14 protein-coding genes are annotated in these 12,508 nt (G+C 69.9%); 6 read left to right on the forward strand and 8 right to left on the reverse strand.

What is annotated here, in order from left to right; genetic code table 11:
* The first annotated feature begins 121 nt into the window (after positions 1-121).
* Positions 122-595 (forward strand): Lrp/AsnC family transcriptional regulator, encoded by a 474-nt coding sequence (locus ABD255_RS39990; protein WP_344222044.1) that lies wholly within the window; start codon positions 122-124, stop codon positions 593-595.
* Between the two features lie 22 nt (positions 596-617).
* Here ABD255_RS39990 and ABD255_RS39995 read toward each other — a convergent pair whose 3' ends face one another.
* Positions 618-1,262: an IclR family transcriptional regulator gene (locus ABD255_RS39995; RefSeq protein ID WP_132187281.1), complete on the reverse strand. Its 645-nt coding sequence runs from the start codon at positions 1,260-1,262 to the stop codon at positions 618-620.
* Positions 1,263-1,317: 55 nt separating this feature from the next.
* Here ABD255_RS39995 and ABD255_RS40000 point away from each other — a divergent pair, with 55 nt between their 5' ends.
* Positions 1,318-2,058, forward strand: coding sequence for a hypothetical protein (locus ABD255_RS40000; RefSeq protein ID WP_344222045.1), 741 nt, complete (start codon positions 1,318-1,320; stop codon positions 2,056-2,058).
* A 12-nt stretch (positions 2,059-2,070) separates the two neighbouring features.
* Here the strand turns inward: ABD255_RS40000 and ABD255_RS40005 are convergent, their stop codons facing one another.
* Both ABD255_RS40005 and ABD255_RS40010 read right to left on the reverse strand, forming a co-directional pair.
* Complete coding sequence (locus ABD255_RS40005) at positions 2,071-3,306, reverse strand: MFS transporter (protein WP_344222046.1); 1,236 nt, start codon at positions 3,304-3,306, stop codon at positions 2,071-2,073.
* Positions 3,307-3,384: 78 nt separating this feature from the next.
* Positions 3,385-4,113: an SDR family oxidoreductase gene (locus ABD255_RS40010; RefSeq protein WP_344222047.1), complete on the reverse strand. Its 729-nt coding sequence runs from the start codon at positions 4,111-4,113 to the stop codon at positions 3,385-3,387.
* A gap of 101 nt (positions 4,114-4,214) precedes the next feature.
* Here ABD255_RS40010 and ABD255_RS40015 point away from each other — a divergent pair, with 101 nt between their 5' ends.
* Positions 4,215-5,057, forward strand: coding sequence for a helix-turn-helix transcriptional regulator (locus ABD255_RS40015; protein WP_344222049.1), 843 nt, complete (start codon positions 4,215-4,217; stop codon positions 5,055-5,057).
* Between the two features lie 32 nt (positions 5,058-5,089).
* On the opposite strand, the gene ABD255_RS40020 is transcribed toward ABD255_RS40015, so the two are convergent.
* Together ABD255_RS40020 and ABD255_RS40025 are read right to left on the reverse strand one after the other, a co-directional pair.
* Positions 5,090-6,892 carry a DEAD/DEAH box helicase gene (locus ABD255_RS40020; RefSeq protein ID WP_344222050.1) on the reverse strand — a complete coding sequence of 601 codons (1,803 nt, stop codon included), beginning with the start codon at positions 6,890-6,892 and terminating at the stop codon, positions 5,090-5,092.
* A gap of 51 nt (positions 6,893-6,943) precedes the next feature.
* Positions 6,944-7,516, reverse strand: coding sequence for a Uma2 family endonuclease (locus ABD255_RS40025; protein WP_344222051.1), 573 nt, complete (start codon positions 7,514-7,516; stop codon positions 6,944-6,946).
* 140 nt (positions 7,517-7,656) lie between these two features.
* Here ABD255_RS40025 and ABD255_RS40030 point away from each other — a divergent pair, with 140 nt between their 5' ends.
* From ABD255_RS40030 to ABD255_RS40040, 3 genes are all read left to right on the forward strand, one after another.
* Complete coding sequence (locus ABD255_RS40030) at positions 7,657-7,923, forward strand: DUF3039 domain-containing protein (protein ID WP_344222052.1); 267 nt, start codon at positions 7,657-7,659, stop codon at positions 7,921-7,923.
* An 82-nt stretch (positions 7,924-8,005) separates the two neighbouring features.
* A complete protein-coding gene (locus tag ABD255_RS40035) occupies positions 8,006-8,659 on the forward strand; it encodes a hypothetical protein (RefSeq protein WP_344222053.1) in 654 nt (217 codons plus the stop codon).
* A complete protein-coding gene (locus tag ABD255_RS40040; protein ID WP_344222054.1) occupies positions 8,656-10,026 on the forward strand; it encodes a hypothetical protein in 1,371 nt (456 codons plus the stop codon). The genes ABD255_RS40035 and ABD255_RS40040 overlap by 4 nt, the downstream gene beginning before the upstream one ends.
* Positions 10,027-10,058: 32 nt before the next feature.
* Here the strand turns inward: ABD255_RS40040 and ABD255_RS40045 are convergent, their stop codons facing one another.
* The 3 genes from ABD255_RS40045 to ABD255_RS40055 are packed head-to-tail and all read right to left on the reverse strand — an operon-like array spanning position 10,059 to position 12,443.
* Entirely contained in the window at positions 10,059-10,616 is a 558-nt protein-coding gene (locus ABD255_RS40045) for a YqgE/AlgH family protein (RefSeq protein WP_344222055.1), read from the reverse strand.
* 7 nt (positions 10,617-10,623) lie between these two features.
* The gene (locus ABD255_RS40050; protein ID WP_344222056.1) at positions 10,624-10,992 is read right to left on the reverse strand and encodes a VanZ family protein; all 369 of its coding nucleotides are present in this window, start codon (positions 10,990-10,992) and stop codon (positions 10,624-10,626) included.
* 20 nt (positions 10,993-11,012) lie between these two features.
* Entirely contained in the window at positions 11,013-12,443 is a 1,431-nt protein-coding gene (locus tag ABD255_RS40055) for an NAD-dependent malic enzyme (protein ID WP_344222057.1), read from the reverse strand.
* Positions 12,444-12,508: the final 65 nt, after the last annotated feature.

Here is a 12,508-nt window from a genome sequence, read left to right on the forward strand (position 1 = left end):
CAGGTGAGCTTTCCCGCAGGCGGACAGGTTGCGCAACAGTTCTACTTTTGAGTGCGCAGGTTGACCAGTATTCTCAGGGAACCATTGGACTATTTGGTCAGCCTGACTACTGGAGGAACCCGTGGCCGGAGTGGACGCCCTGGACGCGCGCATACTTGACCTGTTCGCCGCCGAGCCGCGCGTCGGAGTCCTGGAGGCGTCGCGTCGTCTCGGTGTCGCTCGCGGCACGATTCAGGCCCGGCTGGACCGCCTGCAACGCGACGGTGTGGTCCGCGGCTGGGGCCCCGACGTGGACACCACGGCCATCGGCTACCCGGTCACCGCCTTCGCGACGCTCCAGATCGAGCAAGGCTCAGGCCACACCACAGTCGCCGCCGCCCTGGCCGCCATCCCCGAGGTCCTGGAGGTTCACACCATCACCGGCGCCGAAGACCTCTGGTGCCGCATCGTCGCCCGCTCGAACGCCGACCTCCAACGCGTCATCGACCAGGTGGTCATAGTCCAAGGCATCCAACGCGCCTCGACGGTCATCGCCCTGGCCGAGCAAATCCCCCACCGAGTCCTCCCCCTCCTGCACGCCGCCACCCGGACGTAACCCCGGGCGTGTCGCGAGGCGGTCAGGCGAGGCGTTTGGCTACTTCCACGGCGGCTCGGGCCACTCGGGGGCCGACGAAGTCGCGGTCTAGTTTGCCGAGAACCACTACGCCGATGGAGGCCTCCACGCCCGGGACGCCGAGGACCGGGGAGGAGACACCCTGCGCGCCCGCCTGGAGTTCACCCGCGGTGATGACGAACGGCCGGCCGGCCGGGTCCGGCTTGCGGCGGCCGGCGAGGATCGCTTTTCCGGCGGCGCCCTGGTCCAGCGCGTGCCGGGAACCCATCCGGTACGACACGTGGAAGTCGGTCCAACTCGGCTCGATCACCGCGATCGCGAGCGCCTCGTCGCCGTCGGCGACGGTCAGATGGGCCGTCGCCCCGGTGTCCTCGGCCAGCGAGCGCAGTACCGGCAGGGCGGCGTCGCGCAGCGTCGGCTGGACGCGGCGGCTGTAGTGCAGCACGGCCAGCCCGAGCCGGGCCCGGCCCTCGCTGTCGCGCCGGACCAGCCGGTGGAGTTCCAGGGTGTTGACCAGGCGATAGACGACGGTCCGGCTGACGCTCAGGGCCGCGGCCAGTTCGGTGATGGACAGGCCGTCCGGGGCGTCCGCCAGCAACTCGAGGACGGTCAGTCCCCGGTCGAGCGTCTGGGACGTCTCAGCGGGCACAGCCGAAGCGTAACCGTTTTTCGGCCGCGGCCCGATGGCCCCGTATCTTGCTGCCGTGCGAAATTACTGGGCGCTCCTCCCCGCCATCGCCGTCTGCGTCGCGCTGATCCTGCTGTACGCGATCCCGACGCTGATCAATCCGCGCTGGACCAGCAACATCCTGGGCCTGTTCCAGCAGCAGTCCGCGACCGCCGCGGAGGCGACCGAGGCGGCGCGGCTCGGCGAGAAGCAGATCCGGTCCCGCCGGCTGCTCGCCGGCGGTCTGGTGATCGGCGCCCTCGCCCTGATCGGCTTCAACGTGTCCCTCAACCGGGAGGCGAACGGCTGCTACCAGGTGGCCAAGGCCTGGGGCGCGATCGACGACGCGAAGACCGACGCCGACCCGTGCGTCAACAAGATCTTCGGCAACTTCTTCCCGCCCGGCGACAACGGCAAGGTGTTCGAGGACAAGCAGCAGCCGGTGATCGGCTATCAGGTGGTGGACGGCAAGCGGCCGAAGTACCTGAAGTGGATCCAGAACCGGCCGAAGCACGAGAACGCGGACCTGCTGGTCGGGGTCGGCAGCGACTGCGCGCTCGACCTGGAGATCATCCAGGACGAGGACAAGATCACCTTGCTGGTCGACACCACCGACCCGTGCCCGCCGGACCCCGCGATCGCGATCACCGCGGTCAAGCTGAAGAAGCCGCTCGGAGATCGCAAGATCGTCACCACCGACGGCAAGGAGGTCCCGCGGGTGAACCCCGACATGGAGTCCTGGCCTTCCGTGCTGAAGAAGCTCGCCACCGGCGGCTGAGGCCTGCCGGTACTACTTGAGCGCCCGGACCTCCGAGTCGTAGCGGCGGAACGGCTTGTTCCAGGCGAGCAGGATCAGCAGGCCGACAATGCAGACGAGCGCGCCGCCGAGCAGCGCGATCGTCGGGGTGGTGAGTGAACTGGTCGTGCCCGCGACGAAGTCCCCGAGCCTCGGACCGCCTGCGACCACGACGATGAACACGCCCTGCAGACGCCCCCGCATCGCGTCCGGCGCCGCGGACTGCAGCACGGTGTTCCGGTACGCCGAACTGACCATGTCGGCCGCCCCGGACAGCGCGAGCAGGGCGACTCCGAGCCAGATCGTGCGGGACAACCCGAACAGGCCGACCGCGGCGGCGTACACGGTGATCGCGACCACGATCGCGACGCCCTGCCGACGCACCCGGCTCACCCAGCCCGAGAAGAGGACGCCTACCAGCGCACCGATCGCGGGAGCGGCCTGGAGCAGACCGACAGTCCGTACTCCGCCGCCGAAGAACGCGCCCGCCACCGCCGGGAAGAGTGCGCGGGGCTGGGCGAACACCATGGCCAGGATGTCGGCGAGGAAGGTGGCGAGCAGCGCGGGAGCCGCCCTGAGGAAGGTGAACCCCTCGAGCACCGAGCGCAGACCGGCACGCCGTACCTCGCCGGTCGGTGGCACCGGCGGCAGCCGGAACAGGGCGTACAGGGCGGCGGTGAAGGTGAACACGTCGACCAGGTACGCCGCGCCGAATCCGTGCCACGCGATCACCGCGGCACCGAGCAGGGGGCCGGCGGTGAATCCGAGATTGAAGGCGGCCTGGCTGAGAGTGTTCGCGGCCGGCAGCAGCGCGGGCCGGATGAGTCGCGGGATGATCGCGGACCGGGCCGGGTTGTTCACCGCGAAGCAGGCGGACTGGACGGCGACCACGGCGTACAGGACCCAGACCTGGTTCCAGCGCAGTTCCGACTGGACCACCAGGACCATCGACAGCAGCCAGAGCCCGGTGGACGAGGCCAACGCGAGCGTACGGCGGTCGACGGCGTCGGCCATCGCGCCGCCGTACAGCCCGAACACGATCAGCGGGACCAGCGAGCAGAGCCCGACCAGCCCGACCGCGAAGGTCGAGTTGGTCAGGGCGTACACCTGGATCGACACCGTCACCGCGGTCATCTGCTGACCGAGTTGCGACACCGAGGAGCCGATCCACAACCGCCGGAAGTCGGCCGACTCCTTGAGCGGACGGATGTCGGTCAGCAGGCGGGGCACGTGCCGAACTTATGTCATCACTGATCCGGTTCAGCCCCGGGGCGGTCCGGCCCGGTTCACCCCGGGAGGAACGGCCTTTCACCAGGGCAGGCGGCCGGATTCGGCGTGCAGTTCGCCGGTGGGGCCGGCCGCGTCCAGGGTCGCCAGCCGGACGGCGACCGCGGCTCCCTGGGCGGGCGTCCGCAGCGCGTCCCAGCCGCCCATGTCGGTCGCGCAGTTGCCGGGGTCGGCGGCGTTCACGAGGATCCCGGTACCGCGCAACTCGTTGGCCAGCATCACGGTGACCATGTTCACCGCGGCCTTGGACGAGTTGTAGCCGAGCATCAGCATGGTCGACATCTCCGACTCCGGATCGCCGACCCGCGTCAGGGATCCCAGCTCGCTCGAGATGTTCACGATCCGCGCGCCCGCCGCCTTCCGCACCAGCGGCAGCATCGCGGCGGTGGTGAGCACGACCCCGATCACATTGGTCTCGTACGCCGCCCGCAGCGCTCCGGCGGCGATCGCCGAGACCGCCGCGTCGCCGTCGGGAATGATCGCGGCGTTGTTCACCAGGACGTCGAGCCGCCCGTGCTCGCGTTCGATGGCCGTCGCGGCCGCCTGGACGGACTGCTCGCTGGTCACCTCCAGCTGGACCGCCTCCGCCCGGAGGCCGTCGGCAACCAGTTCCTTGGCGGCAGCCTCGCCCCGGGCGAGATCCCGCGAGCCGATCACGACAGTGTGGCCGAGTTCGCCGAGCTGCCGGGCGATCTCCTTGCCGATTCCCTTGTTGGCGCCCGTGACGAGCGCGATCTTGTCGTTGGTCATGCGCTCCAGGCTGGGTCGGATCCGCGGCGCCAGGCAGAGCGAGCCGAGCCGGGGATCGGCGGTCCCTGGTTGGGCTGGGTCGGGCTTGAGATCCTGGGGTCATGGACAGGGCACAACTGGCGGAGTTCCTCCGCATCCGCCGGGAGCGGTTGCGCCCCTCCGATGTCGGACTCCCCGCGGGCCTGCGCCGCCGTACTCCGGGGCTGCGCCGCGAGGAGGTCGCCGGGCTCGCCACGATGTCCACGGACTACTACACGCGTCTGGAGCAGGGTCGCGGCCCACATCCGTCCCGTCCGGTGCTCTCGGGCCTGGCTCGGGCGTTGCGGTTGTCCGACGACGAGCGGAACCACCTGTTCCGCCTGGCCGGCGAGCAACCCGGTCCGCCGCCGGGACCACCCGCGGACGTGCGTACCGGCGTACTGCGGATGCTGGCGCGGCTCGACGTACCGGGGTTGGTGCTGGACGCGAAGTACGACGTACTGGCGTGGAATCCGTTGGCGGCGGCGTTGATCGGGGACTTCTCCGCGCTGCCGCCGCGGAAGCGGAACCTGTTGCGGCTGCGGTTCCTGTCCGGGACGCGGCAGCAGGAGCGGTTCGGGGAGGCGGCGACCACGGAGTTCGCCCGGGAGACCGCCGCGGACCTGCGCGCCGCGACCGGCCGCTACCCGGACGATCCGTCGATCGCGGCCCTGGTCTCGGACCTGTTGTCAGGCAGCGAGGAATTCGCCCGAATCTGGGCCCTGCACGAGGTCGCGACCCAGCAGAGCATGTGCCAGACGATCTTCCACCCGACGGTCGGCCGGATCGACACGATCTGCGAGGTCCTCGTCATCCCCGAACGCGACCAGCGCGTCGTCCTCTACACAGCCGAGCCAGGCTCACCGTCCGACGACGCCATCCGCCTGCTAGAGGTCGTCGGCACCCAGTCCCTCGAGGTCTCCTGACCGCGATCCGGTAGCCGCTACGGCCGAGCTGGTCAGGCTCGGCGTTGGGTGGCCCAGTCTCGAATCAGTTCGATGCGGTCGCGGAGTTGGGTGGAGGACGCGTGGGCGGCGGCGGGGCCGCCGAGTTTGCGGCGGAGGTCGTTGTGGATGACGCCGTGGGGCTGGCCGGTGCGGTGGTGCCAGGCGGCGACCAGGCCGTTCAGTTCGCGCCGGAGCAGCGATACCTGCTCGTGGGTCGCCAGCTCGGCCGGCGTCGGGTCCTCGCGTTCCCCGCCGGTCGAGCGCTGGGACTTCTTCTGCTGGGCCAGCGACTTGGCCTGGCGCTTGCGGAGGAGTTCGCGGACCTGGTCCGGCTCCAGCAGCCCGGGCAGACCGAGGAAGTCCAGTTCCTCGTCGGAACCGATGTCGCCACCGGTTCCGTAGTCGCCGCCGTCGAAGACCACCCGGTCGAAGGACGCGTCGGACCCGAGCGCCTCGAAGGTGCCCTCCAGTTCGTCGCTGGCCCCTTCGGCCTCGTTCGCCTTCTTCAGCAGGTCGTCCTCGAGGGCGAAGAGGTCGCCGTCCTCGTTCGAGTTCTTCCGGCCGAGCACGTGGTCGCGCTCGACCTCCATCTCGGCGGCGAAGCTCAGCAGCCGGGTCACCGACGGCACGAACACCGACGCCGTCTCACCCCGCTTACGTGCCCGCACGAACCGCCCGACGGCTTGGGCGAAGAACAACGGCGTCGAGGTCGGCGTGGCGTAGACCCCGACCGCCAGCCGCGGTACGTCGACCCCCTCGCTCACCATCCGGACCGCGACCATCCAGCGCTGCTGGCCCTCGGAGAAGGCGCCGATCTTCTTGCTCGCGGCCTTCTCGTCGGACAGGACGACGGTCGGCGCCTCGCCGGTGAGCTCGCGGAGCACCTTGGCGTACGCGCGGGCCGTGTTCTGGTCACCCGAGATCACCAGGCCACCCGCGTCCGGCATGTGCCGCCGTACCTCGGTCAGGCGCTTGTCGGCAGCCGCCAGGACCGCGGGCATCCACTCGCCGGTCGGGTCGAGCGCAGTACGGAGGGCTTGGGCGGTGAGGTCCTTCGTCAGCGGCTCGCCGAGGCGCGCAGCGACCTCATCACCGGCCTTAGTCCGCCAGCGCATCTCCCCGGAGTACGACATGAAGATGACCGGCCGTACGACGTGGTCGCGCAGCGCGTGACCGTAGCCGTAGGTGTAGTCCGCCTGGCTCCGGGCGACGCCGTCGTGGCCGTGCTCGTAGGTGACGAACGGGATCGGGTTGTCGTCGCTGCGGAACGGCGTTCCAGTGAGCGCCAGACGCCGCGTGGCCGGCTCGAAGGCCTCCCGTACGCCCTCGCCCCAGCTGAGCGCGTCGCCGCCGTGGTGCACCTCGTCCAGGATCACCAGCGTGCGGAACCGCTCGGTCCGGACGCGGAAGGCCAGCGGGTTCACCGCGACCCCGGCGTACGTGACCGCGACGCCCTGGAAGTCCTTGTTCGTCCGGCCTCTGCGCCCCGCGAACGCGGGGTCGATCGCGATCCCGGCCCGGTCGGCCGCGTCCGCCCACTGCACCTTCAGGTGCTCGGTCGGCGTCACCACCGTGACCCGCTCGATCACCCGGCGATGCAGCAACTCGGCCGCCACCGTCAGCGCGAACGTCGTCTTACCGGCGCCCGGCGTCGCGACCGCCAGGAAGTCCTTCGGCTGCTTGTCGAGATAGAGCTGGAGCGCCTCCGCCTGCCAGGCCCGCAGCTTGCTCGCAGTTCCCCAAGCAGCACGGTCCGGATAGGCCGGAGGAAGCACGGCTGGTGCTGCTGGCACGTGCGAATCCACGGACGGCATACTCCCCCGATAGTCGACTGTCGGCCGTGCAGGAACGTTACCCGACAACCTCTACGAGGTCAGATCCGCAGGCACCAGCGTCACGTCGAACGGGACCGTCAGCCGCGCCACCTCGTCGCCGGTGACCTTTGCCACCTGCGCATATGCCCCATCCCGCATCTCCCAGGCGATCAGGCTCGGCGTGTCGGGATCCACCACCCAGTACGCCGTACAGCCCGCTGCCTCCAGCTTCGCCCACTTCAGCATCAGATCGACGCCCTTGGTGCTCGGCGACAGCACCTCGACGGCGAGCAACGGCGCCTTGGGCAGATCCCGCTCGGTGAAGTCCGCGCGGTGAGCCACCAGCACGTCCGGCTGGATCACGGTGTCCGCCGAGATGACGACGTCGAACGGCGCGAAGAGCACTTCCAGCTCCGGCGGAGCGGCGGCGAACAACAGCCGGTACAGCGCGGCCACGGCGCGCTGGTGCCGACGGGTTGGTGCCGGGGTCATGATGAGCGCGCCGTCGATGAGCTCGTACCGGTGCCCGTCATCGGGGATCCGATCGAGATCGTCCCTGGTCAGCGGCCGGTTGGGTGGCCAGGGAACGGAGTAGTCCTCTTGCACGGGGTCCACGAGAACCATGGTGCCTCCTTCGGTAGTCCATGCCTACAACATGCCGTCGGCTGCCCCGCCCTTCCCCGGTTGTCCACAGGGCAGGTTTCGGAGACCGGCTGGGGAGAAAGTGCGGGAGTTGCCGGCCGGGGCGACCTACACTCGTGGTCATGAGTACTCAGCTGAGCCCCGGCGCAGAGACGGTCATCGACGAGCGGACCAAGCCGTCGCTGGACGAGGGCGATCACGAGCGGTTCTCGCACTACGTGCCGAAGGACAAGCTGACCGAGGCGATGGTGATGGGGACGCCGGTGGTCGCGCTGTGCGGCAAGGTGTGGGTTCCGAGCCGGGATCCGCAGAAGTTCCCGGTGTGCCCGGAGTGCAAGGAGATCTGGGATTCGCTGAACCCCGGGGATGACGACAAGGACGGCGAGTAACCGCCTGCCCGGACCAGGGACCCAGCCGTTGGCGCGCTAGAGGTTGATCCGGCGGACCCTACCCACGCGTACTCTTCCCCGCGTGGAGTCGTTCGTTCCCGCACTCGCGATGGCAGTCGTCGTCTTCGTCATCTCGGTCGTCGTGCTGCGCAAGGTGATGCCCGCGAGCCTCGTCCGGCTCTACGATCGGCTGCCCTCACGACGACGAACCGTCTTCACAGCCGATGACATACGCCGTCGGGCGACCGACGTGCTGAACCGGCTCGCCGACGAGTTGAGCGGTACGAATCCGGGCGACGTCGACGGTGACCTCTACGAGCGCGCCGGCCTCGCGCGCTCCGAAGGGGAGCGAGCGCTGGACTCGTCGCGACTGACCGACCTCATCGGTGCCCTCGCTCTCGCCCGGTCCGGCCTCGACGATCTGCGGGTCGCCGCCGGACGCTCGCACGTCCGGTACGCGCCGTGCTTCTTCAACCCGCTGCACGACCAGGCCACCAAGGAGATCGCCTACCCGATCGGCGCGGGCACGGTCTCGGTGCCGGCGTGCCGGCACTGCCACGGCGACATCCGCAGGGGTGTGCGAGACCTTGACGCGGTCCCGAGCGACACGCGCCCCGGCGAGCCGTACTTCCTCGGTGACGACAAGTGGGCCGTCACCGGGTACGGAGCGCTGGTCGACGACCTCCCGACGGCGTTGTTCCGGTACGAGCAGGCCAGGCGGGAGACCACCTCATGACGGCCGGGACGCCGTACCGGGACAGGCAGCGCAAAGGCGGACGCGGCATCCTCCGCCAGCTTGCGATCTGGGGCACCGCCCTCGTACTCGCCGCCGGCACCTACGTCGGTGCGACCATCGCCACAGCAGCCTTTCTCGACATCCAGGACGACGAGTCCCCGCTCACCACCGCCGCCGAGGCGCTGCGCAACGACCTCGTCTACGTCGATTCCCGGGCAGCAGGGGTGCTCGACGAGGCCGAGATCACCGCCCTGCGGGAGCAAGCGAAAAAGGCGAGCCGGCCCACGAGGATCGTGGTCTGGCCGCTCGACGGCGGATGGCTGGCTGATGTCGGCGAGTACATTGCGGCTCGGTCGGACCTGGAGAGCAGGTTCCTCCTCGTCACCAAGGACGGCCGGACCGCGGTCGCGTCGACCCTCGACGAGTCGGAGCCGTCGATCCCGGACACGGAAGGAATGCCGGCTGCCGACGCGGCTACCCAGGCGCTCGAAAAACTGGACGCCAAAGCACCCCGCGGCGAGCGCGAGGAGTACGACGACAGCTCGCAGCCGGTCGGCTCGGCCTGGCTCGCCGCCGCGGTGGGTGGTGGGCTCGGGCTGATGGTCATCTTCGTCGCGGCCAGCGGTGCGGTCGTGGTGTTCGGCACCCTCCTCCTCGCACTGGCTCCCGTGGCGTTCGGCGTCGATGCGTACCGCCGCCGCAAGGCCGGCCCGGCCATCGCGAACATCGAGGCGAAGCCGGCCCGCCGCCGGGGCAGGAATCGCCTCGTCTACCGGCCTCCGAACGATGTCCTGGTCCGGCTCAACAAGGTCCGTGCCACCGAGCGAGCCGAGCGCCTGCGTGACGAGTTGCTCGCCCTGGGAGAGCGGATGGCCGCGTCGACCGACGACACCGCTGGGGCGGCCTGGACGTTGGCGCTTGACTGTTATGCGACGGCGGGCCGGATCGCTGACAGCGTCGAGGGTGGTACGGACCTCACAAGCCATGCCGATGTCGTCGCCGGTCTGGTCCTGGTCGCGCGTGGGCGGCAGGCCGTGGACGCAGCCGAGTCCGACCGCGACCTGGTGGCATCGACCGACTGCTTCGCGAACCCGTTCCATGGCGCGTCGGTCGGTAAAGTGCCGACGATCGCGCTCGGTACCAACCGGCCGCCGGCGTCGGTCCCGCGACAGGTGGAGGTCTGCGCGACCTGCCGTGCCGCGGCAGAGAAGGGGATCGCAGTCGCGGATCCCCTCGTGCTCGACGCCGGCCGCGGTCGCATGGAGGCGTACTGGATGCTCGAGGTGAAGCCGTGGGCAGAGATCGGGTACGGCGTCGCGAGCCGTGAGTTGATCGACGCCTGGAACGGCTCTCGTGTCTCACTGTGATGCGCGCGCCACGCCTGGACAGGGCAGGCGGGTCAGTTCTGCGTGGGGTCGTCGGGGTACGTCGCCAGGTACGCCATTTGGTCGTGCTGGCGGCGGAGGACCCGGCGCCAGAGGCCTTCGGGTTGGAGGCTGAAGACGTCGTCGGGCTCGGACGGTACGACGTACCAGGCGCCCTCGGTGATCTCGCCTTCCAGTTGTCCGCTGCTCCAGCCGGCGTACCCGGCGAAGATGCGCATCCGCTGGATCGCGCCCTCGAGCAGGGCGGGCGGAACGTCCAGGTCGATCAGCCCGATCCGGCCGAAGCACTCGCGCCAGCCGGGTGGGTCGGCGGACTCGATCACCTCGGCGACCGCGAGGGCGCTGTCGGTGCCGACCGGGCCGCCCATGAAGAGCACGCCGGGCTCGCTCACGGTCGTCGACCAGTCGGACAGGACGCGGTCGACCTCGAGGTCGGCGGCGCGGTTCACCACCACCCCGAGTGCGCCGTCCTCGTCGTGATCCAGCAGCAGGATGACCGAGCGGCGGAAGGGCGGCTCGTCGAGCAACGGGGTCGCCACCAGCAGCGATCCGGTCAAGGTCGAGGCCGTCATGCCCCCATCATGTCGTGCCCGGCAACCTTTTGGCGCGGAGCGCGCGAGTGCCGAGCCAGGCGCCGAGGGCCAGCCCGCACAGATCGGCGACCGAGTCGAGCGGGTCGCCGCTGCGCAGTGGCAGCAGATAATGCTGGACCAACTCGCTGACCACCGCGTTCGCCGCCAGGATCGGCAGCAACCACCGCGCCCGTACTCCGACGCGCAGGCCGAGGTAGGCGACCACGCCGAACAACGCGAAGTGGCCGAACTTGTCGGCGTACGGGAATCCGACCTCGGAGCCGGCCTGCCGCGGCGCGTACAGCCCGTACAGGTGGATCAGGCAGGCCAGCACGAAGCCGGCCCGCCAGACCCAGACCTGGCGGGAAGGGCGCACAGCAGGATCAGTCAGCGTGCTCAAAGCGCAGGCGAGTCGTCCGGGAAGTGCTCCGCGGCAGGTGCCTTGCCGCCGCAGGCGTCGCGGACCGCGTGCGCGACCATCGTGTGCACCTCGGGGTGGAAGACGCTGGGCACGATGTAGTCGGCGTTCAACTCGTCGTCGGTGACGACGCCGGCCAGGGCTCGCGCGGCGGCCAGTTCCATCTCGATCGTCACCGAGGACGACTGCGCGTCGAGCAGACCGCGGAAGACCCCCGGGAAGACCAGCACGTTGTTGATCTGGTTCGGGAAGTCGCTGCGGCCGGTCGCCACCACGGCCGCGTGCTCGTGCGCGGCGGCCGGGTCGACCTCCGGGTCCGGGTTCGCCAGCGCGAACACGATCGCGTCCTTGTTCATCGTGGCGATGTCGGCGCCGTTCAGGATGTTCGGCGCGGAGACGCCGATGAACACGTCGGCCCCGTTCAGCGCGCCCTTCAGATCGCCGCTGTACTTCGCCGCGTTCGTGTTCTCCGCGATCCAGCGCAGCTCCGGCGACAACCCGTCCCGCTCCAGGTGGATGACGCCGGCGATGTCGGCGACGATCGTGTCCTTCACGCCGGCCGCGATCAGCAGCTTCAGGATCGCGGTCCCGGCCGCGCCCGCGCCGGACAGCACCACCCGTACTTCGCTGATGTCCTTGCCGACCACCCGCAGCGCGTTGAAGAGCGCCGCGAGCACGACGACCGCCGTACCGTGCTGGTCGTCGTGGAAGACCGGGATGTCGAGCTCCTCGCGCAGCCGGGCCTCGATCTCGAAGCAGCGCGGCGCGGAGATGTCCTCCAGGTTGATCCCGGCGAACCCGGGCGCGATCGCCTTGACGATCTGCACGATCGCGTCGGGATCCTGGGTGTCCAGGCACAGCGGCCAGGCGTCGATGCCGGCGAACCGCTTGAACAGAGCGGCCTTGCCCTCCATCACCGGCAGCGCGGCCTTCGGGCCGATGTTGCCCAGGCCGAGCACGGCCGAGCCGTCGGTCACGACCGCGACGCTGTTGCGCTTGATCGTCAGCCGGCGGGCGTCGTCGGGGTTCGCCGCGATCGCCAGGCAGACCCGCGCCACCCCGGGCGTGTAGATCATCGACAGGTCGTCACGGTTGCGGATGGGGTGCTTGGCCTCCATCGAGATCTTGCCGCCGAGGTGCATCAGGAAGGTCCGGTCGGAGACCCGGCCGATCTCGACGCCCGGCACCGCGCGCATCGCCTCGACCAGCCGGCCGGCGTGCTCGGTGTCGGCGGCGGCACACGTCACGTCGATGCGCAGACGCTCGTGGCCGGAGGCCGTCACGTCGAGGGCGGAGACAAGGCCACCGGCCTGCTCGACGGCGGTCGTCAGTTTGCTCACCGTCGAGCCACCGGCGGGCACCTCGAGGCGGACGGTGATGGAGTAGGAAACGCTCGGCAAGGATGTCACGCCCGCGATCTTCTCATGGCGCCGAAGTCAGCCGCGGATTCCGTACGTTGCGTCCACCGCGAATG

It is taken from the genome of Kribbella sancticallisti, from assembly GCF_039530625.1.
GTDB classification, from domain to species: domain Bacteria; phylum Actinomycetota; class Actinomycetes; order Propionibacteriales; family Kribbellaceae; genus Kribbella; species Kribbella sancticallisti.